Source organism: Rhodococcus sp. NPDC060084 (assembly GCF_042730335.1).
Taxonomy (GTDB): Bacteria; Actinomycetota; Actinomycetes; order Mycobacteriales; family Mycobacteriaceae; genus Rhodococcus.
Genome location: NZ_JBHWWX010000012.1, coordinates 67,399 through 89,525, shown reverse-complemented (window position 1 = coordinate 89,525; position 22,127 = coordinate 67,399). Strand labels below are relative to the sequence as shown.

Annotated in this window: 27 protein-coding genes and 1 riboswitch; of the genes, 17 read left to right on the top strand and 10 right to left on the bottom strand. The window is 67.8% G+C overall.

What is annotated here, in order from left to right; all coding sequences use genetic code 11:
* Positions 1–933 (bottom strand): DUF3027 domain-containing protein, encoded by a 933-nt coding sequence (locus ACFWBU_RS09615; RefSeq protein WP_169651902.1) that lies wholly within the window; start codon positions 931–933, stop codon positions 1–3.
* Positions 934–995: 62 nt separating this feature from the next.
* On the opposite strand from ACFWBU_RS09615, the gene ACFWBU_RS09610 reads away from it, so the two are divergent.
* The 3 genes from ACFWBU_RS09610 to ACFWBU_RS09600 all read left to right on the top strand — a co-directional run bounded on the left by ACFWBU_RS09610 (position 996) and on the right by ACFWBU_RS09600 (position 4,085).
* Positions 996–1,817, top strand: coding sequence for a glutaminyl-peptide cyclotransferase (locus ACFWBU_RS09610; protein WP_378528127.1), 822 nt, complete (start codon positions 996–998; stop codon positions 1,815–1,817).
* A 97-nt stretch (positions 1,818–1,914) separates the two neighbouring features.
* Positions 1,915–3,594 carry an MFS transporter gene (locus ACFWBU_RS09605; protein WP_296551072.1) on the top strand — a complete coding sequence of 560 codons (1,680 nt, stop codon included), beginning with the start codon at positions 1,915–1,917 and terminating at the stop codon, positions 3,592–3,594.
* On the top strand, positions 3,591–4,085 hold the full coding sequence (locus ACFWBU_RS09600) for a DUF2771 domain-containing protein (RefSeq protein WP_240952269.1): 495 nt from the start codon (positions 3,591–3,593) through the stop codon (positions 4,083–4,085). The genes ACFWBU_RS09605 and ACFWBU_RS09600 overlap by 4 nt, the downstream gene beginning before the upstream one ends.
* A 119-nt stretch (positions 4,086–4,204) precedes the next feature.
* On the opposite strand, the gene ACFWBU_RS09595 is transcribed toward ACFWBU_RS09600, so the two are convergent.
* On the bottom strand, positions 4,205–4,618 hold the full coding sequence (locus tag ACFWBU_RS09595; RefSeq protein ID WP_296551088.1) for a cold-shock protein: 414 nt from the start codon (positions 4,616–4,618) through the stop codon (positions 4,205–4,207).
* Between the two features lie 168 nt (positions 4,619–4,786).
* On the opposite strand from ACFWBU_RS09595, the gene ACFWBU_RS09590 reads away from it, so the two are divergent.
* The 3 genes from ACFWBU_RS09590 (at position 4,787) to ACFWBU_RS09580 (ending at position 6,487) form a co-directional block, all read left to right on the top strand.
* Entirely contained in the window at positions 4,787–5,029 is a 243-nt protein-coding gene (locus tag ACFWBU_RS09590; RefSeq protein ID WP_169621188.1) for a hypothetical protein, read from the top strand.
* Complete coding sequence (locus ACFWBU_RS09585; RefSeq protein WP_169621189.1) at positions 5,026–5,418, top strand: YccF domain-containing protein; 393 nt, start codon at positions 5,026–5,028, stop codon at positions 5,416–5,418. The genes ACFWBU_RS09590 and ACFWBU_RS09585 overlap by 4 nt, the downstream gene beginning before the upstream one ends.
* A gap of 235 nt (positions 5,419–5,653) precedes the next feature.
* Positions 5,654–5,898: riboswitch (cyclic di-AMP (ydaO/yuaA leader) on the top strand.
* Positions 5,899–5,905: 7 nt separating this feature from the next.
* Positions 5,906–6,487 carry a transglycosylase family protein gene (locus tag ACFWBU_RS09580; RefSeq protein WP_169621190.1) on the top strand — a complete coding sequence of 194 codons (582 nt, stop codon included), beginning with the start codon at positions 5,906–5,908 and terminating at the stop codon, positions 6,485–6,487.
* A gap of 127 nt (positions 6,488–6,614) precedes the next feature.
* On the opposite strand, the gene ACFWBU_RS09575 is transcribed toward ACFWBU_RS09580, so the two are convergent.
* Entirely contained in the window at positions 6,615–6,803 is a 189-nt protein-coding gene (locus ACFWBU_RS09575) for a hypothetical protein (protein WP_169621191.1), read from the bottom strand.
* A gap of 60 nt (positions 6,804–6,863) precedes the next feature.
* Between ACFWBU_RS09575 and ACFWBU_RS09570 the strand changes: the two genes are divergently transcribed.
* On the top strand, positions 6,864–9,146 hold the full coding sequence (locus ACFWBU_RS09570) for a helicase-associated domain-containing protein (protein WP_169621192.1): 2,283 nt from the start codon (positions 6,864–6,866) through the stop codon (positions 9,144–9,146).
* A 42-nt stretch (positions 9,147–9,188) separates the two neighbouring features.
* Here the strand turns inward: ACFWBU_RS09570 and ACFWBU_RS09565 are convergent, their stop codons facing one another.
* Positions 9,189–9,326 (bottom strand): VOC family protein, encoded by a 138-nt coding sequence (locus tag ACFWBU_RS09565; RefSeq protein ID WP_378528126.1) that lies wholly within the window; start codon positions 9,324–9,326, stop codon positions 9,189–9,191.
* Between the two features lie 22 nt (positions 9,327–9,348).
* On the opposite strand from ACFWBU_RS09565, the gene ACFWBU_RS09560 reads away from it, so the two are divergent.
* A complete protein-coding gene (locus ACFWBU_RS09560) occupies positions 9,349–9,765 on the top strand; it encodes a WYL domain-containing protein (RefSeq protein ID WP_378528125.1) in 417 nt (138 codons plus the stop codon).
* A 28-nt stretch (positions 9,766–9,793) separates the two neighbouring features.
* Here the strand turns inward: ACFWBU_RS09560 and ACFWBU_RS09555 are convergent, their stop codons facing one another.
* A complete protein-coding gene (locus ACFWBU_RS09555) occupies positions 9,794–10,333 on the bottom strand; it encodes a hypothetical protein (RefSeq protein WP_378528124.1) in 540 nt (179 codons plus the stop codon).
* Positions 10,334–10,620: 287 nt separating this feature from the next.
* On the opposite strand from ACFWBU_RS09555, the gene ACFWBU_RS09550 reads away from it, so the two are divergent.
* The 4 genes from ACFWBU_RS09550 to ACFWBU_RS09535 all read left to right on the top strand — a co-directional run bounded on the left by ACFWBU_RS09550 (position 10,621) and on the right by ACFWBU_RS09535 (position 14,101).
* Positions 10,621–10,800 (top strand): hypothetical protein, encoded by a 180-nt coding sequence (locus tag ACFWBU_RS09550; protein ID WP_169621090.1) that lies wholly within the window; start codon positions 10,621–10,623, stop codon positions 10,798–10,800.
* A gap of 304 nt (positions 10,801–11,104) precedes the next feature.
* A complete protein-coding gene (locus ACFWBU_RS09545) occupies positions 11,105–12,763 on the top strand; it encodes a DNA repair helicase XPB (RefSeq protein WP_169621194.1) in 1,659 nt (552 codons plus the stop codon).
* A gap of 86 nt (positions 12,764–12,849) precedes the next feature.
* The gene (locus ACFWBU_RS09540) at positions 12,850–13,536 is read left to right on the top strand and encodes a DUF3239 domain-containing protein (protein WP_378528123.1); all 687 of its coding nucleotides are present in this window, start codon (positions 12,850–12,852) and stop codon (positions 13,534–13,536) included.
* A gap of 1 nt (position 13,537) precedes the next feature.
* A complete protein-coding gene (locus ACFWBU_RS09535) occupies positions 13,538–14,101 on the top strand; it encodes a GNAT family N-acetyltransferase (RefSeq protein ID WP_378528122.1) in 564 nt (187 codons plus the stop codon).
* A gap of 6 nt (positions 14,102–14,107) precedes the next feature.
* Here ACFWBU_RS09535 and ACFWBU_RS09530 read toward each other — a convergent pair whose 3' ends face one another.
* On the bottom strand, positions 14,108–15,094 hold the full coding sequence (locus ACFWBU_RS09530) for an LLM class F420-dependent oxidoreductase (protein WP_169651906.1): 987 nt from the start codon (positions 15,092–15,094) through the stop codon (positions 14,108–14,110).
* A 134-nt stretch (positions 15,095–15,228) separates the two neighbouring features.
* Positions 15,229–15,720 (bottom strand): NUDIX domain-containing protein, encoded by a 492-nt coding sequence (locus ACFWBU_RS09525; RefSeq protein ID WP_378528121.1) that lies wholly within the window; start codon positions 15,718–15,720, stop codon positions 15,229–15,231.
* Between the two features lie 77 nt (positions 15,721–15,797).
* On the opposite strand from ACFWBU_RS09525, the gene sigJ reads away from it, so the two are divergent.
* Positions 15,798–16,718 carry an RNA polymerase sigma factor SigJ gene (gene sigJ / locus ACFWBU_RS09520; protein ID WP_296551065.1) on the top strand — a complete coding sequence of 307 codons (921 nt, stop codon included), beginning with the start codon at positions 15,798–15,800 and terminating at the stop codon, positions 16,716–16,718.
* A gap of 41 nt (positions 16,719–16,759) precedes the next feature.
* On the top strand, positions 16,760–17,176 hold the full coding sequence (locus tag ACFWBU_RS09515) for a VOC family protein (protein WP_296551064.1): 417 nt from the start codon (positions 16,760–16,762) through the stop codon (positions 17,174–17,176).
* 1 nt (position 17,177) lies between these two features.
* Here the strand turns inward: ACFWBU_RS09515 and ACFWBU_RS09510 are convergent, their stop codons facing one another.
* A complete protein-coding gene (locus ACFWBU_RS09510) occupies positions 17,178–17,768 on the bottom strand; it encodes a carboxymuconolactone decarboxylase family protein (RefSeq protein ID WP_378528120.1) in 591 nt (196 codons plus the stop codon).
* Between the two features lie 116 nt (positions 17,769–17,884).
* Between ACFWBU_RS09510 and ACFWBU_RS09505 the strand changes: the two genes are divergently transcribed.
* The 3 genes from ACFWBU_RS09505 to thpD all read left to right on the top strand — a co-directional run bounded on the left by ACFWBU_RS09505 (position 17,885) and on the right by thpD (position 21,140).
* Complete coding sequence (locus tag ACFWBU_RS09505) at positions 17,885–19,081, top strand: pyridoxal phosphate-dependent aminotransferase (RefSeq protein WP_378528119.1); 1,197 nt, start codon at positions 17,885–17,887, stop codon at positions 19,079–19,081.
* A gap of 3 nt (positions 19,082–19,084) precedes the next feature.
* Positions 19,085–20,089 (top strand): AraC family transcriptional regulator, encoded by a 1,005-nt coding sequence (locus ACFWBU_RS09500; RefSeq protein WP_169621203.1) that lies wholly within the window; start codon positions 19,085–19,087, stop codon positions 20,087–20,089.
* Positions 20,090–20,249: 160 nt separating this feature from the next.
* Positions 20,250–21,140 carry an ectoine hydroxylase gene (gene thpD, locus ACFWBU_RS09495; protein WP_378528118.1) on the top strand — a complete coding sequence of 297 codons (891 nt, stop codon included), beginning with the start codon at positions 20,250–20,252 and terminating at the stop codon, positions 21,138–21,140.
* On the opposite strand, the gene ACFWBU_RS09490 is transcribed toward thpD, so the two are convergent.
* Both ACFWBU_RS09490 and ACFWBU_RS09485 read right to left on the bottom strand, forming a co-directional pair.
* Entirely contained in the window at positions 21,104–21,664 is a 561-nt protein-coding gene (locus tag ACFWBU_RS09490) for a hypothetical protein (RefSeq protein WP_378528117.1), read from the bottom strand. The two genes, thpD and ACFWBU_RS09490, sit on opposite strands and share 37 nt — an antisense overlap.
* Entirely contained in the window at positions 21,601–21,999 is a 399-nt protein-coding gene (locus ACFWBU_RS09485; RefSeq protein WP_378528116.1) for a glycosyltransferase family A protein, read from the bottom strand. Before ACFWBU_RS09485 ends, ACFWBU_RS09490 begins: the two co-directional genes overlap by 64 nt.
* Between the last annotated feature and the right edge of the window lie 128 nt (positions 22,000–22,127).

The following is a 22,127-nucleotide window of genomic DNA, read 5'->3' as shown; positions in this document are numbered from 1 at the left end:
TCAGTCGGTCTGCCCGGTCGCGTCGTTCTTCTCGGTCGCGTCGTTCACCTCGGTGGAGACGTCTTTCCCGTCCGAGGCGTCTTCCTCATCCGAGGTGGCCTTCTCGGCCGGGTCGCTCGTCTCGGTCGAGTCGCTCTCGGTGCGGGCGCGCGGAATCTCGACGATCTCCACGGCCGCATCGTCGTACGCGGAGTACTGCGGCGAGCCTGCGCCCGTGGGAAGGGTCGTGTCGGAGTGCGCACCACATCCGTACTCGGCGTGCACGACGTGCCCGTCGGCAGCGAACTCGTTTCCGCACACGCCGAACGCGGCGCGCAGCGATCCGGCGAGCGGGAGGTAGAAGCCGCACAGCCCGCACGTGGAAGGAGCCGCCTTGGCCATTTCCGAGTTCGGGCCGTAGTCGCCCTCGTACCAGCGCTGAGCATCCTCGAGACGTCCTTCGAGGCTCATCACCTGCTTGCGGCCCAGCCCGATCTCGAGGGCGGTCTCGTCGACCTCCGGATCGCCGGACTGCACATAGCCGGGCACGAGACGGGGATCATCGGGAACCGGCGCGAGCAGATCACCCGGTCCGAGGTCACCGGGCCGGATCCGCTCGTTCCACGGAACCCACGCGGGGGCGATCAGCGAATCAGGCCCGGGCAGCAACGCGAGTTCACTCAGCGTCACATGGTCCGAACCCGGAACCGCCGCGACCACGACGGCCCATTGCCACCCGCGGTAACCGGGAAGTTCCGCCGCGAAGCGGTGCGTGGCCGCGTACTCGTTCTCGAAGGTCACGCCCAGATATGCACCGATTCCGCCCTCTCCGAGTTCGACGAGCGCGGTTCGGGCGACGTCGACGGCCCCGGCGAGCAGAGATCGCACCGCGGGGTCGACCGCAGGATCCGTACCGGGGGCAGTGGCAGAAGGCACAACACTCACGAAGCCCATTCTGCCGCACCACCCCGGCGGCGCGCCCCCGGGTAGCGGGAACCTGATGCCATGATGAGCGCGTGCGCCGCCTTTTCCTCTCCGCCACGCTCGTCCTGACGGCATGGGCGGCCGTCGCGGGATGTGCGGACAGACAGGTCGCGGAGCCGGGTGAACCGCCCGAGCAACTCCGGGTGGAAGTCGTCGCGACCCATCCGCACCACCCGGGCGCGTTCACCCAGGGACTCGAGGTGGACGGCGGCGAACTCCTGGAGGGAACCGGACTCGAGGGGCGGTCGTGGCTCTCGGCGCGTCCGCTCGACACCTCGACGGTGCCCGCGGTGATCGCGCCGGACGACCGAACCCGCGTAGATCTGGACGACGACCTCTTCGGCGAGGGCATCACGGTGGCGGGCGACACGGTCTGGCAACTGACATGGAAGGACGGCGTGGCACTGGCCCGCGACCGGGACACCCTCGGCGAGCGTCGCCGTGTCGACATCGACGGAGAGGGCTGGGGGCTGTGCGCCCGATCCGACGACCTGGTCATGAGCGACGGATCGTCGGAACTGACCTTCCGCGATCCGGTCACCTTCGCCGAACGAGGGCAGGTCACCGTGCACCGTGACGGTCGCGCGGTCTCGCAACTGAACGAACTCGAGTGCGCCGAGGACGGCACGGTCTACGCGAACGTGTGGAAGACCGACGAGATCCTTCGCATCGACCCGGCCACCGGGCGGGTGGAGGCACAGATCGACGCTTCTGCACTGCGCGACGAGTTGCCTGCCGAGGACGCGGGTGCTGTCGACGTACTGAACGGAATCGCGCAGATACCCGGCACGGATCGCTTTCTGGTGACCGGCAAGTACTGGCCCGCCCTGTTCGAAGTGCGTTTCGTGCCGTGATCGCCTTCGCAGCGCGCGGGCGGTGCTCGCCCGTGGTGGGCGACTCCACGGCATGCCCGCCTGCACGCAGGGCGCGTCGTGGGGAAGAATCGATCACGTGACCGAGCCGCACGAGCAAGCTAGCCCCGACAGGGCGGACGGCCGTGCCCCGGGCTCGCGGCATCCGGGCTACAGCAACTACCCGCCGCCTCGACGCGTGTCGGGACGCCGCACGCCCCTGCCTCCGCTCCATCCCCTCGACGAGACCGCGCGACCGCCAGGAACGAAAGCCGCGGGCGGCCGCGACGGCGATCGCTCGTCGTCCGAGGCGCCGCCGCGGGCTCCACGGATACCTCGCAAGCTGACGGTGACCCGGGTTGCCGCGCTGCGCAGCCGCGAACTCACCCACAAAGGCATCGCGACCTTCCGGAGAGCAGCGACGGCGGACGGCGCCGACAAGTCGGGACTCACGGCGCTGACCTACGCGACGATGGCGAATTTCGCCTCCGACGCGGCCATCGCGGTGGCACTCGCGAACACTCTGTTCTTCTCCGCCGCGACCGGGGAGGACAAGACCAAGGTCGCGCTGTATCTCCTCATCACCATCGCGCCGTTCGCGGTCATCGCTCCCCTGATCGGGCCTCTGCTCGACCGCCTGCAGCACGGGCGGCGTCTGGCGCTCGCGACGTCGTTCGCACTGCGGACGGTGCTGGCGGTGGTCCTGGTGTTCAACTTCGACAGTTGGGCGCTGTATCCCGCGGCGCTGGCGATGATGGTGCTCAGCAAATCGTTCGCCGTGCTCAAATCCGCGGTGACGCCCCGAGTGCTGCCACCCGAGATAGACCTGGTGCGCGTCAACTCGCGACTGACCGTGTTCGGTCTGGTCGGCGGCACGATCGGCGCCGGTGCGGTCGCCGCGGCCGCCGCCTGGGCGTTCGGCTCGTCGGGTGCGCTGTGGCTGTGCGCCGCGATCGCGGCGTTCGGCGCCTACCTCAGCATGCGGATCCCCGCGTGGGTGGAGGTCACCGAAGGTGAAGTTCCCGCGACGCTGTCGTACCGCGGGTCCGAGGCACCGACCGAAGTGCTCGACACGAAAACCGAAGTCATCCACACGGGCAACGGCAAACGGAAACAACCTCTCGGCAGGACGGTTGTCACCGGTCTCTGGGGCAACGGCACGATCCGCGTTCTCACCGGGTTTCTGACGTTGTTCATCGCGTTCGTCGCGAAGGCCACGACGGACCACGATCCGATCATGCAGGCCGCGACCCTCGGCCTGGTCGGCGCCGCTGCCGCGATCGGCAACTTCGCCGGCAACGCGACGGGTGCGCGGCTGACGCTGGGACGCCCCGCGGTGATCGTGGTGCGGTGCGCCGCCGCGGTGGTGATCGTCGCCGCGATCGTCGCCGCGACCGATCATGTGCTCGCCGCCGCGCTCGCCGCGCTCGTCGCCGCATGCGCGAGCGCGCTGGCGAAGGTGTCTCTCGACGCGTCGCTCCAGCAGGACCTTCCCGAAGAGTCGATCGCGTCCGGTTTCGGCCGGTCCGAGACCGTACTTCAGCTGAGCTGGGTCTTCGGCGGCGCGATGGGCGTACTGCTCCCCACCGAGTTGTGGCTCGGCTTTTCCGTGGTGACGGTCATCCTGATCCTCGGTTTCGCACAGACTCTGCTCACCTACCGTGGGAGCACACTCCTGCCGGGACTCGGCGGGCGCAGGCCAGAACACGTCTCCACAGAGACAGGCACCGGGCGGACCGTTCGCCCCGGTGGACACGCAACCGGAAATGGGAATCGATGAACCTGCAAGCTCGGACGAAGAAGACGATCGGAGTGATCGTGGTGGCCCTCGTGGTCGTCGCGGCGGCTTTCACCGTGGTGGTGTGGAAGCTCGTCGACTCCGCCGAGCCCACGCCGCCCCAGATCACCGCCTACGCCGCCGGTACCGCGGTGACCGCGGACCCCACCCAGTACTGCAACCTCTATCTGGAGGACTGCACCGAGAACGCGATCACGACGCTGTCCGTGCCGGCGGGCTACCCGCTCCAGCTGTCGCTTCCCGCGGAGATCTCCGACGCTCCGTGGCGCCTCATCGCGGTGTACGGCGACGTGGAGACCGGCGAGACGTTCCTGGACGGCGTCATGTTCGAGTCCGGCGCGCAGCGCGCCGTGACCGTGCCCAGCGACCCGTCGATGCAGTTACTGGGCGTGGAAGTCCAGCTCCCGTCGGCCGTCGTCGACGAGGCGGGCGAACCGATCGCGCACGCTGTCTGGGCTATTCAGACGTTCTGACCCCAGACCGTCGGATCGGCGCCGGCGCGCAGTAGTCCGAAAATGCGAATGGCGCATCGGGTCCGTTTCCGGATCCGATGCGCCACAGGCGTAAGGCCGACGAACAGCCGCGTCGGAAATCAGTGATCGAGTTCCCGGGCAATCGCGCGCATGACCTCGGAGATCGTCTGCCCCGCCTTGCGGTCCGGGTAGCGTCCCCGCTGCAGGTTGGGTTGAACCGTCGCCTCGAGCAGCTTGATCATGTCCTCGACCATGCCGTGCAATTCGTCGGGCGAACGCCGCTTCTGCTGGGGTGCTGCCTCGCGCCGGCCGGCGGTCTGGCGGAGCGTCGGCTGCTCGAGCAACTCGACCTTGAGCGCCTGCGGACCCCGTCGGCCCACTGCCATGCCGAACTCGACACGCTGCCCGGGCTTGAGGGCCTCGACGCCGTCCGGCAGCGCGGAGGCGCGGACGTAGACGTCCTCACCGTCGTCCTGGGACAGGAACCCGAATCCCTTTTCGACGTCGTACCACTTCACCTTGCCGGTTGGCACCGCGCTCACCCGCTCCTCGACAGCCGCGCCCCGTGGGCACGCGTGGATTGCACAACAACTGGACATGCACAACGCGCCCCGACTCGGTTGGAGCGGGACGCGTAGACGATTCCCAGTGTACCCCGAGCCATTTGCCCGGTTCCGTCCGCAGAGGACTACCGTGGACGCGTGGGCACTTCTTCCTCCGCTTCCCCCAAACCTCCCCGCAACGGCCTCCTGAAGGCCGCGGTGGCGTGCTTCGCCGTCGGCATCGTCGCGGTCGTCGCCATCTTCTTGATCCCCGCGCTCACCGACGGGACACCGGGTCTGGTGCTCTATCTCCTCACCCTGGCGTGGCCGCTCGGTTTCGCTCTCGCTATCGGGTTCGCCCTGCAGTCGGGCCGTCGCGCCCGGAACGGACGGAATACATGAGGGTCCTGCTGAACATCATCTGGTTGATCTTCGGCGGCCTGTGGCTCGCCCTCGGCTATTTCCTCGCCGGTGTGATCTGCTGCATCCTCATCATCACGATCCCGTTCGGCATCGCGTCGTTCCGGATCGGCGTCTACGCGCTGTGGCCGTTCGGCAAGACGACCGTGGACAGACCGGGCGCGGGCGCGGCGTCGCTCATCGGAAATGTCATCTGGATCCTGGTCGCGGGCATCTGGCTGGCCCTCGCCCACATCACCACCGCGATCGCCATGGCGATCACGATCATCGGCATCCCCCTGGCCATCGCCAATCTCAAGATGGTCCCGATCTCTCTGATGCCGCTCGGCAAGGAAATCGTTTCGGTGGATTCACGCCCGCAATACCTGTGACCTTAGTCACATCACGGTGCAGTAACAAACGAGACTCGAAACAGGTTTGAGTCGCAACGCCCGCGACTACCTGCGCCTTCTCCGACGCGTGCGCCCATCTACCCCAGGCCCGGCCGGACTAGTCGTGCGTTATCAAATGGTGACACTCCCCCGCCCAACCGTTACGGTCATGACCGGTCGAACCGCCTGGCTCGGCCGGTCCGAATCCGCCGCGCCAAATTCCTGTCCCGCGGACTCGGAGGTCCCGACGAAAGATCCACGGGGACAGGAAACGGGGGACCCAACCGGTCTCCCAGGAAATCGCCCGGTTCGCCGGACAGTTTCCAGGAGGCCCGGGCCGATGCGCGAGCAACGACCCTCGGGGTGAAGCCGTACCGCTCCACGGAGCGTGCGAACCGTCACAGACGGGACGCGACGGCCGGGCTACCTCTTCAGCCCGAACCCGACAGCTGACCTCGTAGGTGCGTACGGAGAGGAAATTCGGAACATGAGCGGACGCCATCGCAAGCCCTCCAACACCGGTCGTACCGTCGCGAAGTTCGCGCTGACCGGCGCCGTTCTCGGCGTCACCGGCGTCGCCTTCGGCGGCACGGCCGCGGCAGCCCCCGACTCCGACTGGGATCGCCTCGCACAGTGCGAGTCCGGCGGCAACTGGGCCATCAACACCGGCAACGGCTACCACGGTGGCCTGCAGTTCTCCCCCAGCACCTGGAACGCCTACGGCGGTGGCGACTACGCCCCGACCGCAGCAGAGGCCAGCCGCGAGCAGCAGATCGCTGTCGCCGAGCGCGTGCTCGCCGGCCAGGGATGGGGCGCATGGCCGTCGTGCTCCTCGAGCCTGGGCCTGTCCAGCGCTCCGACGGAACGCGCCGTCGACGCCACTCCGAGCGCACCGTCGGCACCGAGTGTCAGCAACCCCGTGCCGCAGCTGCCCGAGGCTCCCGCACTGCCGCCCGAGGCTCAGAACATCATCGCCGGCTTCGAGCAGGGCGTCGAGGCTCTCCAGGACGCCGGCATCCAGCTCGATCCGAGCGTCCTCGACGCCGTTCGCGCCGTTCTCCCCCAGTAAGTCCCCACAGACACGAAAGAGCCCCGCACCGATCCGGTGCGGGGCTCTTTCACGTGCCGTGCAGGGTGAGCCATGCGGCACACCCTCGCTACGCCCGGCCTCTCGCGAGGCCGGGCCGGACGAAGAATCAGCGGTTGATGACCGTGCGGGGATGCGTGTAGGGCAGGTCCTCGACCGGCAGCGGAAAGACCATGTCCTCGCCGTACGGCGAAAGCGGGCCGGAACGCGTGGAGGACAACTCGGTGACCGCATGGTCTCCGTCGGCCAGCTCCGGCCATCCGTGGTCGACATACTGTTTCTTCGAAGAGGTAGCCATGCCGCTCATTTTGGCAGGTGAGTTCGTGGTGGGCCACCTCAGGTCTCTAATCTGAAACGGATGACCTCGACCACGCCTGCGCCCGACACCGCACCGGACTCCCTCGCCCGGTGGCTGTCCGGTCGGCGCGACACCGAACTGGCTGCTGCACTGCACGCGCGGCCCGACTTGGTCGTGCCCCCACCTGCGACGATGACTGTTCTGGCGAGTCGCGCGCAGCAGCGGGCTTCGGTCTTTCGCGCCGCCGACGAACTGACCACCGCCGACTTCGGGATCATTGCCACTCTGGCGGGCCTCGGTGCCGTGGACGCCGCCGTGCCCCGAAGCACGCTCCTCGACGCGCTCGGCGGTCGTCTCGGCGCCAAGGCGACCGACCGCATACTCGACAAGCTCCGAGGGTTGCTGCTCGTGTGGGGTCCCGCCGACGCGCTGCGGCTCGTCGCCGCATCTGTGGACGCCGTTCCGTGGCGGATCGGCCGGGCCGGTGACGCCGACCTGCCGTCCCGGGAGGAACTCGAGGAGATGCTCGCCGAGCTCGAACCCGCGCAGCGCAGCATTCTCGACACCCTCGCCCGGACCTCGCCGGTGGGACGCACCCGCGACGCCGCACCGGGCACTCCCGAGGACCGGCCCGTCCAGAGACTTCTCGCCGCCGGATTGCTCGTCCGAATCGACGACGAGACCGTGGAACTGCCGCATCGGGTGGGCCAGGCGATCCGCGGCGATGCGCCGTTCGATCCCGGCTCGCTGACCGCACCCCGCGCCTCCAAAGCCGTCCGCACACTCGCCGATGTCAATGCGACCGCTGCCGGCGCCGCGCTCGAACTCCTCCGGCACTGCGAGAATCTTCTGTCGACGCTCGGCGAGCAACCCGCCCCCGTTCTGAAGGCCGGAGGGCTGGGAGTACGCGAACTCCACCGTCTTGCGAAGGCCGTGGGTATCGAGGATCAGCACGCGGCGCTGCTCGTCGAGGTGCTCGCTGCTGCCGGTCTCCTCGCCCGCGGTATTCCCGACCCTCCTCCGCCGGGAGATATCGACGACTACTGGGCCCCCACCACGTCGGCCGACGGCTGGCTCGCGGCTCCCCCGGCTCACCGCTGGGCCGTTCTGGCGGGCGCGTGGCTGGACATGTCCCGCCGACCGTGGCTCGCGGGCCGACGCGACCAGAGCGACAAGCCGATCGCGGCGCTGTCCGACGAAGTGAAATCCACGACCGCCGTCCGCGACAGGCGGCTACTGCTGGAAGTTCTCGCCGACGTCCCCGGCTCCGCGCCCACCGTCGCAGAGATCCGCGCCATCGCGGCGTGGCGCAGGCCGCGCTGGGCGGGCCGATTCGACCTCGACACCGTCACCGAAACCATCCGGGAAGCCACCGCACTCGCCCTCGTCGCACACGACAGCCTCTCCTCCGCCGGGAAGGCCCTCTTGCACGGCGGAGACGCCGAGTCGGAGATCGCCGCGGCCTTGCCGGAGGCTGTCGACTACGTACTCGTCCAGGCCGACCTGACGATCGTTGCTCCCGGTCGTCTCGTGCCCGAACTCGCCGACCGGATCGCGCTGGTCGCCGATATCGAGTCGGCCGGTGCCGCGACCGTGTACCGGATCAGCGATGCCAGTGTGCGGCGGGCGCTCGACGCCGGGGTGGGCGCGGGTGACCTGCACGCACTGTTCGCCGCCCACTCCCGCACCCCGGTGCCACAGGCGCTCACCTACCTGATCGACGACGTCGCCCGACGGCACGGACGGCTGCGAGCGGGAGTGGCGAGTTCGTTCGTCCGCGCCGACGATCCCGCCCTGCTGGCGGAGGTGCTCTCCGCGCCCGTTGCGGCCACCCTCGCCCTGCGCGCCGTCGCTCCGACCGTGGCGATCTCGCAGGCGCCGCTCGCCGAGGTACTCGCCGAGTTGCGTGCCGCGGGTTTCTCACCCGCGGGCGAGGACTCGTCGGGCACGGTCGTCGATCTGCGTCCGCGCGGAGCGCGGGTCACGGTGCCCCGGACCCGCGCGCGCTACGCGGGGCCCATGCCTCCGAACGAGGAACAACTCGCGACCCTCGTCCGTACCCTGCGTGCCGGAGACCGTACGGAGTCCGCGTCGTCGGGTGCCTCCGCTCGCGGGGACGGCAGCCGAACGGGAGGCGCAGCGACCCTCGCGCTGCTGCAACTCGCGTTGCACGCACACCGCAGCATCACACTCGGCTACGTCGACGCGCAGGGCGTGGCGACCCGCCGCATCGTCGATCCCGTTGCTGTCGGCGGTGGGCAACTCGAAGCCTTCGATCCCGCCTCGGGGACCGTCCGCAGTTTCGTGCTGCACCGCGTGACATCGGTTGCGCTCGTCGACTGACGACCGCCGCTTCCCCGCGGGCACATTGATCCCTTCGACCGGCTAGCCGTCCACCGGCGCGACCCGGATCAGGTTTCCGTCCGGGTCCGCGATCACGAAGGTGCGGCCGAAGACGTCGTCGTGAGGTTTCTCGACGACCTCGGCGCCGATGGCACTCCACCGCGAGAAGATCTCGTCCACCTCGGAGGCGGGTCCCGGAACGGTGAGGTGGTACCTCGTCGCCGACGACGAGCAACGACCACGACTGTTCAGTCTGGAGCGGCTCGACAGCTACGAGACCCTTTCCGAACCGGCGAGACTCCGCTCGGGCCACGACCTCCGCTCGGTGTGGACCGGGCTGGTGCGGCGCACCGAGACACCGGGCCGGGTCGCCGTGCGGGCGCGGCTACGGGAAGATCGGCTCGACCTCGCCGGACGCATTCTGGGTTCGCGGCTCGAAGACGTCGAACCCCCCGAGGACGGATGGTGTGCCGTGAGGATCGTCTACCCGGACATCGAGTCGGTGCGACAGCTTCTGCAGTTCGGAGATCACATCGAGGTTCTCACGCCTGCGGACGCGCGGCGGCGGATAGCCGAGCTCGCATCGGATCTAGTGCGGCGGCACACCCCCACGACGTGACCCCCGGCAGGCTCGGGCCGGCGCCTGGTCACCGCTCGCGGACGAGCGCGAACGGCGACGCCGCGAGGCGGGACCACGGTCCGCCCACGAAGGTCAGTCCGAGCAGCGTGCCGTCGTCGAGGGAGCGGAACTCGTCGCGCACCCAGCGCCAGGGCACCGGCGCGGACCCCTGGGGTCCGGTTCCGTAGGAGACGACCAAGGCCGCGCTGCCGTCGAGCCACGACGCGTCGGTCGAGATCGTGGCGGGCAGGCTGTCGCGCAGGGCGCCGTCGCCGTCGCGAAGCACATTGACGGCGCCGCCCTCACCGTCGAACCGCTTACCGTGCCAGCCGCGCATGCCCCCGAGGGCGATGGCGCGCGGCGCGACCGCGCGGAGGAGTGCCGGTCCCACGAAGACGGCGCGGTATGTCCCCTGCACATCGGCCGGGGCGGGAGCCCGCAACTCGGAGAACCGCGTCCGTAGCCGCCCCAGGGACTGCGGCAGCGCGTCGATCGCATGTGCCTGTTCACCGTGCACGACATCCTCCTTCGCCCGGCCGCGCGGGTGCGGCACGGTGTTCGCCGTCACAACCTACCGTCGTCGCCTTTTCGTGCGGTATCGCGGTGCGGACCGACCCTTTCCTGCGCGACTGGCTTTTTTCTGTAAATGGGTTATGGTCTGGACTTGTCGAGTGTTCGACCATTCCCGAAAGGAACGACAATGGCCGACAAGGGCAAAACTCTCAAGAAACCGTCGCAGTCCCTCAAGGAACGGCGCGCGGAAAAGCGCCAGAAACAGACCGACGACACCGAATTCATCAAGAAGCGCAAGCGGCACTGACGGCTTTCCGGCGCACGACGACCTCGGGACACAGAGTGACCACATCCTCAGCCACCCTGCTGGACGACCTGTACGAGCAGTTCACAGACATTTCGGAGCGCGCGGGGGACGACGGTTCGCCGTCGCCCTTCGCGCACGGCTTCCGGTCCGCACTCGCGCGGGCACGCCTTTTCGTGCTCGACGCGCAGGCCGGTGAATTCTCCCGGATGGTGTGACCCTCGGGTTTTTTCAGCAATTCGGCAACAAAGAATCAGAAGACAGGATTTCACAAGTGAAAAGGACGATGTCGGCCCTGGATAGAATTCAGGAACGCCTCGAGCACGAATTGGATTCTTCACCGGCACTGTCGGAAAAGGACGCGGGCTATCGCTCCGGAATTTCCGAGGCGCTGGTGTGCTTGATGGAGGTACGTCGCTCTCTCACGGGGTGACGTCGGCGGCACACGCGGCCCGTGGGTGGCGGATCGCGTCTCCAGTCAGGAGAATAGGAGAGTTCTACTCTCTATCCCAGGAGGCATTCGTGGCCGACGGACCCTTGATCGTCCAGTCCGACAAGACCGTGCTGCTCGAGGTCGACCACCCACGTGCCGCCGAAGCCCGACAAGCCATCGCGCCGTTCGCCGAACTCGAGCGCGCCCCGGAGCACATCCACACCTATCGGGTCACACCGCTCGCCCTGTGGAATGCGCGGGCCGCGGGCCACGACGCAGAGCAGGTCGTCGATGCGCTGGTCAGTCACTCGCGTTTCGCGGTCCCCCAACCTTTGCTCGTCGACATCGTCGACACCATGGGCCGCTACGGGCGACTGCAACTGGTGAAGAGCCCCGTCCACGGCCTCACCCTGGTGAGCCTGGACCGTGCGGTTCTCGAAGAGGTGCTCCGAAACAAGAAGATCGCCCCCATGCTCGGCGCCCGCATCGACGACGACACCGTCGTGGTGCACCCCAGCGAGCGTGGCCGCGTCAAGCAGATGCTGCTCAAGATCGGCTGGCCCGCCGAGGATCTTGCCGGTTACGTCGACGGTGAGGCGCACCCGATCACCCTCGACATGGAATCGAACCCCTGGCATCTGCGTGACTACCAGGAGATGGCGGCGGATGCGTTCTGGGCCGGCGGATCCGGGGTCGTGGTGTTGCCGTGTGGGGCCGGGAAAACAATGGTCGGCGCTGCGGCCATGGCGAAAGCCGGTGCCACGACCCTGATCCTGGTGACCAACACCGTCGCGGGGCGGCAGTGGAAACGCGAACTGATCGCGCGCACTTCCCTCACCGAAGAGGAGATCGGCGAGTACTCCGGGGAAAGGAAAGAGATCCGGCCCGTCACGATCGCCACGTATCAGGTGATCACCCGCAAGACGAAGGGCGAGTACCGCAATCTCGAGCTGTTCGACTCCAGGGACTGGGGCCTGATGATCTACGACGAGGTGCATCTGCTTCCCGCACCGGTGTTCCGGATGACAGCCGACCTCCAGTCGCGTCGCCGGCTGGGCCTGACCGCGACCCTCGTGCGCGAGGACGGTCGTGAAGGCGATGTGTTCTCCCTGATCGGCCCGAAGCGTTACGACGCGCCGTGGAAAGACATCGAGGCCCAGGGGTGGATCGCCCCGGCGGACTGCGTCGAGGTGCGGGTCACGCTCACCGACGCGGAGCGGATGGCCTACGCGGTCGCCGAGCCGGAGGAGCGGTACAAGCTGTGCTCGACCGCCCGGACCAAGATCCCGGTGGTGGAGTCGATTCTCGCGAAACACGCCGGTGCTCCCACGCTCGTCATCGGCGCCTATATCGACCAGCTCGACGAGCTGGGTGCCGCTCTCGACGCCCCGGTGATCAAGGGGTCGACACGGAACAAGGAACGCGAAGCGCTGTTCGACCGGTTCCGGGCGGGCGAGCTGGGCGTGCTCGTGGTCTCGAAAGTCGCGAACTTCTCGATCGACCTGCCCGAGGCGTCGGTCGCGGTGCAGGTGTCCGGAACGTTCGGGTCCCGGCAGGAAGAAGCCCAGCGTCTGGGCCGGCTGCTGCGACCCAAGCACGACGGCGGGCAGGCTCACTTCTACTCCGTGGTCGCCCGCGACACCCTCGACGCCGAGTACGCCGCCCACCGGCAGCGGTTCCTCGCGGAACAGGGGTACGCGTACCGGATCACCGACGCCGACGATCTTCTCGGACCGCAGATCGGCTGAGACCCGTCGGCCGCCGAGCGGGCGCGCCCGCCAGCCGGATGCTTCCGGTGAACGTGGCCGCGCGCGTGGCCGATATGCTGGATCACGTGCGCCGATTCGAGTTTCCCGTCGACCTGCCCCACGCGAAAGCCGTGAACCAGACGCTCGCGGAGGTGCGGAGTCTGCGACGATCCGCGGTGATCGTCGCGTTGTTGTGCGCCGCGGGTGCGGTGTGGCTCTTCGTCCTCGGCCACGCCTGGTCGTACATCGTCGGATCGGTGCTCGTCGTGGCCGCGGTGACGTCGGTGTGGGTCGCGTTGTGGGCTCCCCGCAAAGTCGGCACGATCGAGGACCTCTACCGCGACAGCCCACTGGTTCCGGCGCTGGTCGCGACCACCCGGGCCCGTGGTCTGACCCTGCTCGCCCTGATCGATATCGCCAAGCCCGCCGACGGCGCGGCGGAAGGCACCGGACGCCATCATTACGCCCTTGTCACCCGGGACGTCCAGGCCATCCCTGGGCACCGCGCGAAGGTGGGCGAACGGGTTCCCTGTGTCGCCGTGCTCTCCGACCGGACCACACGCAACAAGTCCGGGGTGTGGCAGATGGTCAGCCCGATGCCTCTTGCGTGGGCCACTCGTGATGCTGCGGTCCTGGCGAAAGCCGCGGCGGCGATCGACGAATCCGAATGGAAACTGCTGAAGTCCAAGCTGTCTTCCGCGGACGAGATCAACGCCAGCGACGAGCGACGAGTCGAACTGGACCTGAGGGAACTTCCACCGGAACTGCGCTGACATGCGGCCCTCGATCCTCACCGACGGCACCGTCGTCCTGTCCGTCCCCGGAAGCGGGGACATCGACGCGATCACCGACGGCTGTAGTGATCCCGCGGTCGCAAAATGGACCACAGTCCCCCACCCGTACACCCGTGCCGACGCCGTCAAGTTCGTGGAGGACATCGTTCCGCACAAGTGGGCCAACGGTTTTCCCGACTGGGGAATCCGCACGAGTCGTGGCGGCCCGCTGCTCGGAATGATCGGTTTCGTGCAGCACGGCAGCGCAGCGCCCGAAATCGGTTTCTGGCTGGCTCCCGAGGCCCGCGGCCGCGGACTCGCCACCGCCGCCGCACGTCTGGTGTGCGACTTCGCTTTCGGCCGGCACGGGTTGCAGGCATGGCGTGTGGAGTGGCGAGCGCTGGTCGGCAACGTGCCGTCCGCGGCCGTCGCACGCCGCCTCGGTTTCCGGTTCGAGGGGGTCGCCCGACACGGCCTCCTGCAGCGGGGAGTCCCGCGCGACGTGTGGGTGGCGGCCCTGTTGCCCGGCGACCCCCGCGAACCGGCGCACGGCTGGCCGGTCTGACGTCCCCTACGCGAGGTGCGGAAGCACCTCCTGCTCGAACAATTCGAGTCCCGTCGTGTCATAGGCCGCTTCGGGGAAGTAGAAGATCGCGTACTCGAGTCCCTGCTTCTTCAGCGCCGTGAGGTTCTCGACGATCTGCTCGGGCGTTCCCACCGCGGGCATACCCCGGAATGCGTCCAGCGCCCCGTCCGCCTTCTCGGCACCGACGATCGGTTCGAGTCGTGCACGCAGCGCCTCGAGCCTGTCCTGCACCTCCGCTTCCGTCCGTCCGATCGCGACGTTGTAGTTGGCGGACCGCACGATGGCATCGAAATCCGTGCCGACCTCGGCGCAGTGCTCTCGCAGGACCTGCGACTTGTGCGCGAATCCCTCGGGGGTTCCGTCGAAGTTGGTGTACTGCGCGTACTTCGCCGCGATCTTCAACGTCACCTTTTCCCCGCCGCCGGCGATCCAGAGCGGGATCCCACCTTCCTGGAGGGGCAGCGGACGCACAATCGCTCCGTCGACTTGGTAGTGCTTGCCGTCGAGCGTTGCCGTGCCAGTGGTCCAGGCCTGCCTGAAGATCTGGACGCCTTCGTCGAGGCGGCGCAAACGTTCTCCGGCGGACGGGAAGCCGTAGCCGTAGGCACGCCATTCCTGCTCGTACCACCCGCCCCCGATACCCATTTCCACGCGGCCGCCCGAGATGATGTCGGCGGTCGCAGCCACCTTCGCGAGATACGCAGGGTTGCGGTAGCTCATGGCCGTACACATCTGACCGAGCCGCACCCGGCTGGTCACGGCGCCGAATGCGGACACCAGAGTCCACGCCTCGTGGGTGGCCTCGTCGGTGGGTTCGGGGACGGTGTGGAAATGGTCGTACACCCAGATCGATTCCCACGGGCCCTTGTCGGCGCGTAACGCGAGATCGCGCATGACGGGCCACTGATCGGCGGGATCGATACCGACCAGGTCCAGTCTCCAACCTTGAGGGATGAAAAGTCCGAAACGCATGTGGGTCCTCACTCGAGTCGACGATCTTGTTGCCTGGGCAAGTATCCCCCGATTCGGTACGGACGATGCCGTGTGCTCCGCCGATGGGAGCGCACGCACGCGTCAGAATCAGCGAAAACCTCGACAGGCCAGCCCTATTCGGTGCGGTACCGGCGGCCCACGTCGTCGAGCCGTTCTCGCAGCGCCACCAGAATCGGGCGCTGGCCCTTCACCAGCTTGGTTTCCGCGTCGGAGAACGTGATCCAGCGGGCATCGTCGACTTCGGGAATCGTCAGCCGCTTCCCCGACCGGGGCGGCCATTCGATCTCGCACGTGTTGCTCGAGACGAACCGGAGGTCGGCGTCGGTTTCGCCGGCGTAGACACTCACGATCTTGCCCGACGCCTGCCGATAACGGCCGAGCAGCGACAACGGCACGTCCGGCGCGGGAAAGCCGCATTCCTCCTCGAACTCACGGGTCGCGACTTCGCGGGGCTCCTCCTCGGGTCCGTACTCTCCCTTCGGCACCGACCAGGCGGCGGTGTCCTTTTCAGTCCAGTACGGGCCGCCGGGATGCACGAGCCACAGCTCGAGCAGCCCGGTGTCGTCGACGCGGTAGAGCAGCAGACCTGCGCTCGTCACCGGCATCGCTCACCTCCGTGCACCGTGTCGGATGCACCCGGAGTCCTGCCCGCGACGGTGATCCTGCTCGTAGCATCGAGAATATGCGCGCGTCCGGGCTTGCGGAATCATTCGAGGAACACCGCGCCCACCTGTTGACGGTCGCGTACCGGCTCACGGGCAGTGTCGCCGACGCCGAGGACGCGGTGCAGGACTCCTGGCTCCGGCTCGCGACTGTCGATGCCGGCGAGATCGGCAATCTGCGTGCGTGGCTGACCACTGTCGTGGGCCGGCTGTGCCTCGACAAGCTCCGGTCCGCCGCGGTACGGCGCGAGAAATATGTGGGACAGTGGCTGCCGGAACCGATTGTCACGCCACTCGGCGGCACCAGCCCGCCGGACCCGCTCGAACAGGTGGTGCAGCACGAGGACAGCCGGCTCGCCGCGCTGATCGTCCTCGATGTGCTGCCGCCGCCGCAGCGCATCGCGTTCGTGCTCCACGACGGGTTCGGTGTGCCGTTCGACGAAGTGGCGACCGTTCTCGGCATCGGATCGGCAGCGGCTCGGCAACTCGCCTCCCGCGCTCGCCGTGCCGTGGCCGACACACCGCCCCCGACCCCCACCGCCGAGCACGAGAACGCCGTCGCCGTGCTGGTGGCGGCGTTCGCCGCGGGAGACATCGACGGCGTGATCGCGGCGCTGCACCCCGATGCGCGGCTGATCGGAGACGCCGGTGGCACCACCTCGACCGCACTCAACGTGGTGTTCGGTGCCGAGAAGTTCGCCCGGTTCTTCGCAGGGCTGATACGCCGGTACGGCCCGGAGTCGTTCGCGGCGTTCGAACCGGTGCGCGTCAACGGCGAACTCGGCCTGCTCAACCACGGGCTCGGCGGCGACGGTCGGCGCGGATACCCGCCCCGCGTGACGGGATGCACGGTTCGCGACGGCCGGGTCTGGGCCGCCTACGACCTGGCCAACCCGGAGAAATTGCGGCGCGGCGTTCTCGTACCCCTGGGCCGGCGCTGATCCGTCGCCCGGACCCCGGCGCCACCGCTAGGGTCGGGCGCATGGACCAGCGTCTCAGTCTCGTGACCCTCGCCGTCGAGGACGTCGACCGCGCCCGGGAGTTCTACGTGGACGGACTGGGCTGGTCCGCAGTGGTCGAAGAACCCGGCGAAGTGGTGATGATCCGCGTCGGCGCCCACGTGATCCTGTCGTTGTGGGCCCGCACCGAATTCGAGGCGGAGGTCGGCCCGACATCGTGGAGCGGGGTTCCACCCGTCACCCTCGCCCACAACGTCGCGACCCGCGACGAAGTGGACGTCGTGCTCGAGACCGCCCGCCGGGCAGGCGCCGATCCGGTGTCGGGCGGCACCGACCGCCTGTGGGGCGGTTACACCGGTTATTTCGCCGATCCCGACGGCTTTCGCTGGGAGGTCGCCTGGAATCCGGGCTCGATCGCCGAGATCGTGATACCCGAGTAACTCACTTCCCCGTCGCCGCAGCGTCGTCCGCCCACGGCACACGACACGCATCCGTGCTGAAGCCCTGCTCCTGGATGCCCAGTGCCGAGTTCATCCGGCCCCGCATGTTCTCGAGAGCGATCTGATAGGTCAGTTCCACCACCCCGGCCCGCCCGAATCTCCGTTCGAGATCCGCGACCTGCTCGTCTGTCACGGCGGTGGCAACATCCCCGGTGACCGCGTCCGCGTATGCGATCGCAGCCTTCTCGTCGTCGCTGTACAGGTCCGACGTCGCATAGTCGGCGATGTGGGCGAGGCGCTCGGTGTCGAGTCCGTCGAGGCGCTGCAGCATCGTGCCGAAGTCGACGCACCACGAACATCCGAGAGTCCACGCTGCGCGGTACACCGCGAGTTCACGCACGTTGGCCGGAAGCACCTTCGAGGCTCGCTCGACCAGCATCTCGTGTACTCCGGTCGCGCGCATCAACGCCGGGTGGTGCGCGAGCACCGCGAACGGCTCGGGAACCACCCCGTAGCGGCGCGCAGCAAAGGCATAGGTCGCGCGGGTGGCCAGGCCGGCCCGTTCGGGGGTGACCGGTTCGATTCGCGGCATGACGTCCTCCGGTTTTCTCGCGGCCCCGGGACTCCTCGCCGGTCCCGGCCGAGCCGTTCGTACTGTTGACGAGGCAGCCGTCCCGGATGTGACAGGGCGGACGATAGGCTTCACGAGTGGCTGATTCGAGGAGACCGGCAGCGGCAGTGCGCACCGTCGCCCGGCTACGACCGTTCGCCTCGACGATCTTCGCCGAGATGACCGACCTGGCGATCCGGCACGACGCGATCAACCTGGGCCAGGGTTTCCCCGATGTCGACGGTCCACCGCAGATGCTCGAGATCGCGCGACAGGCCATCGCCGACGGGATCAACCAGTACCCGCCCGGGTCGGGTATTCCCGCGCTCCGGCAGGCCGTCGCCGCGGACCGCGCCGACCGCTACGGCATCGAACACGATCCCGACTGCGAGGTACTCGTCACCGTCGGAGCCACCGAAGCGATCAGCGCGGCTGTCCTCGGGCTCGTCGAGCCGGGCGAGGAAGTGCTGCTCACCGAGCCGTACTACGACTCGTACGCCGCCGCGGTCGCGCTTGCCGGCGCGACTCGCCGCACCGTCCCGCTCGCCCGGGCGGGAGCCGGCTTCGTGCTGGACGTGGACGCCCTGCACGCCGCGATCACCGACCGCACGCGCATGCTCATCGTCAACACCCCGCACAACCCCACCGGCACCGTGTACGACGAGACGGCCCTGACGGCCCTGGCCGAGTTGGCGTGCGAACACGACCTTCTGGTGCTGTCGGACGAGGTGTACGAACACCTGGTGTTCGACGGCCGCCGGCATATCCCGCTCGCGTCGCTGCCGGGAATGGCGGAGCGCACGGTCACCGTGTCGAGTGCCGCGAAAACGTTCAACGTCACGGGATGGAAGATCGGCTGGGCGCTCGGGCCCCGCGAGCTGATCGACGCCGTGCGCGCCGCGAAGCAATTCCTGACCTTCGTGGGCGGCGCACCCTTCCAGCCCGCAGTCGCCCACGCCCTGACCCACGAGCAAGACTGGATCAGGTCGATGCGCGACGACCTGCAACGCAAACGCACTCTGCTGTCCGATGCATTGAAGGGCGCCGGGTTCGGCGTACTCGACTCGGCCGGAACATATTTCGTGTGCGCCGATCTCACGCCGCTCGGTTACCGCGACGGTGTCGCATTCTGCCGTGAACTGCCGGAACGGATCGGGGTGGCCGCGGTCCCCGTGAGCGTGTTCGTCGACGACACGCAGGCCTGGAACCATCTGGTGAGATTCGCGTTCTGCAAGCGGGACGACGTGCTCGCGGACGCGGTCGATCGGTTGCGCACGCTGCAGGAGGCCCTCTAGATCATGTCGCGGCCCACCATTCCGTCCGACTTCGTATCCCGGGCGGTACGCACCGGCGCGGACGCCGGAGTCGATCTCCAACCGGCGCTGGACGCGGCCAGAATCAGTCGCGCGGTCCTCGCGCACCCTCACGCGCGCCTGACGCCGGCACAGGTGAGCCGGTTCACCCAGATGGCGTGGCAGATCACGGACGACGAACTGTTCGGGTTGGCGCCCGGTCCGGTCCCCCGTGGAATGTTCCGGGTGATGTGCCTGACGCTGATCCACTGCCCCGATCTCGCGCGCGCGCTCAGCCGCATGGTCGAGGTCAACCGGGTGGTCCGGTCGCTCCCCCAGTTGTCGCTGACCCCGGGTGACACCACCACGTACCTCGATGTCGCGCTGCCGGAGGTGGTCGACGAGAAGACACGCGTCACCGTCGACTTTCTCCTCATGCTGCTGCACCGCTTCGCGGCCTGGCTGGTCGGCGGCAGAGTCCGGCTGGAATCGGTGATGTTGCCGTACGCCGAACCGGATCCGGTTCTTGCTCGTAGTTACGATTCGATGTTCGGTGTCCCCGTGACCTTCGGAGCGGGCCGCGCAGCGCTCGAAATCCACAATTCCGCACTGACGTCGCCGCTCGTGCAGTCGGAGGAGTCGCTCGACGAGTATCTCCGCGACTCCCCGAATCTCATTCTGTCGGAACGGGATTACGAGTCGACCGTGTCGTCGCAGGTGCGCCGCATCTTCGAGTCGGGAATCAACGGACGCACTGCCACCGCCGAGGACATTGCGGGAATGCTCACCGTGAGCACCCCTCACCTCCGCCGGCTGCTGCGCCAGGAGGGCACGTCACTCGGCCAATTGCGCGAGGAAGTACTCCGCGATCTCGCCATCGCCGGGCTGCGGCGCGGCGAGTCGGTCGACGACCTCTCGGCCCGACTCGGGTTCTCCGAGCCGAGTGCCTTCAGGCGCGCGTTCAAGCGGTGGACGGGCAACACCCCGAGCAGTTACCGCTCACCGCGGTAACCGGGGTTCGCAATCCCGCTCCTACCGGGACACGACGACGCACCCGGGAACCCGGTGCCCGGAACCGGCACGGAATCCACCCGGGTTGCATAACGTGGCGGTGAGTGGGTAAGTCTGGGAGGCGAAGCTCTGTCGACCTGGGAGAGGGTGAAACACCGTTATGCGCGCTGCGGTACAGGATGAGTATCCGACCCGGAGCCGAGCGAAGTGCGAATCGTTCGCGAGGCCGGATCCGGTCGTGTGGGGAAGTGCGGCCGAGGGGCCGTTGCCTGCCGAGGCGGTCACCGAATACGACCGCCGAGGATTCCATACTGCAGAAGCGCTTCTTCCCGCGAACGACGTGGGAAACCTCCTGGAAGAAACATCACGGCTCGGCGGTGAACTGGGTGACGACGCGCGTGTGGTCCGCGAGCAGGGTAGCGGCGACGTCCGTTCCATCTTCGACGTCCATCTGCTCAGCGATCTCGTGGCCTCTATTGTCCGCCGTCCCGAAATAGCCGGGATTGCACGGCAATTGCTCGGCTCCGACGTGTACATCCACCAATCGCGACTCAACGTCAAACCAGGCTTCCGCGGCGGGCCGTTCTACTGGCACTCGGATTTCGAGACCTGGCACGCCGAGGACGGAATGCCCAAGCCACGGGCGCTCAGCATCTCGCTCGCCTTGACCGAGAACTACGGCTACAACGGCGGTTTGATGATCATGCCGGGTTCGCACCGCACCTACGTCTCGTGTGCGGGAGAGACTCCGGAGGACTACTACCGCGAGTCGCTCGTCACCCACGCGCCGCAGACCGGGTCTCCCGACGAAGACAGCCTCACCCGGATGGCCGCCGAGTACGGCATCGCCACCTTCACGGGATCCGCAGGTTCCGCAACGGTATTCGATTCCAACTGCATGCACGGCTCCAACGGGAACATCACCCCGTTTCCGCGCTCGAATCTCTTCGTGGTGTTCAACAGCGTGGAGAACACCCTGGTAGAGCCGTTCGCAGCGAAGAACCCGCGCCCGCCCTATCTGGGGAGTCGGGACTTCACACCGCTCGTCTGATCCGAGACGGGCATCGCACGTTCGACACCACCCGAGAAGGCCCGCGAGAGTGCGAATCGGCCTCGGTCCGGGTCGTAGAGCCGATATGCGGCATAGACGCCGAGGTGACCCAGCCACTGCAGGCGCACGACGCGTGCGACCTCCGGGGTCAGCAGGCCGTGCACATCGTAGGTTCGGACCATGGAACGGGTGTACTCGATGTACTCCAGGGGTGGGGTCAGCGCCCGGCGGGGAGAGATGTCGACGAACAGATCCGTCAATTGGGCGAGCTCGATGTCGTGCTCGCGCAGACAGAGGGCGAGGTCCACGTCCTCGTGGATGCCGGGGTCGGTACTGATCGCCTCCCGCACCTGATCCCATGCGGAGCGCCTGATCACCATGTTGGCGCCGTGGATGTTGTTGACCCGGCGTTCGCCGCCGAACAGACCTTTCGCGACTTGCTTTTCGTAGTACCGCTTCTTCAGCCCGCGGTAGGGCGAGTCGTACGAGTTGTTGAGACCGCTGACCGCGCCGACCGCTGCCACGTCGTCTCTGGGAAGAACTCCCGTGCGGTACGCGCCCACCCCGGGCGCACACGCGTGTCCGCGTCTATCCGCCCGAAGATCGAACCCTCGGCGGCATCGAATCCCGCGTTGCGGGCGAACGCGACACCGGGGCGCTTCTCCGTCACGAGCCGGACGATCGGATTACCGGCCGCGACAGCTTCGACGATCTGCACCGTGTTGTCGGTGGAATTATTGTCCACCACAATGATTTCGAGGATGTCCTCTTGCTGCTGGAGAAGCGCCGACAAGCATGGCCCGATGTACCGCTCCTCGTTGCGAGCCGGTACGACGATCGACAGTGCCTCCCCATCCATGTGATGGCACGCTACCGCAAGTGGGGTCGGCTCTCTTTGCGTACCACCCAGATTACCGTTTGATCCCTATTGTCTGTATACGGGTTTCGGGCGGGATCGCCGGCGGTGACCCGGCTACGTGCGTCTGC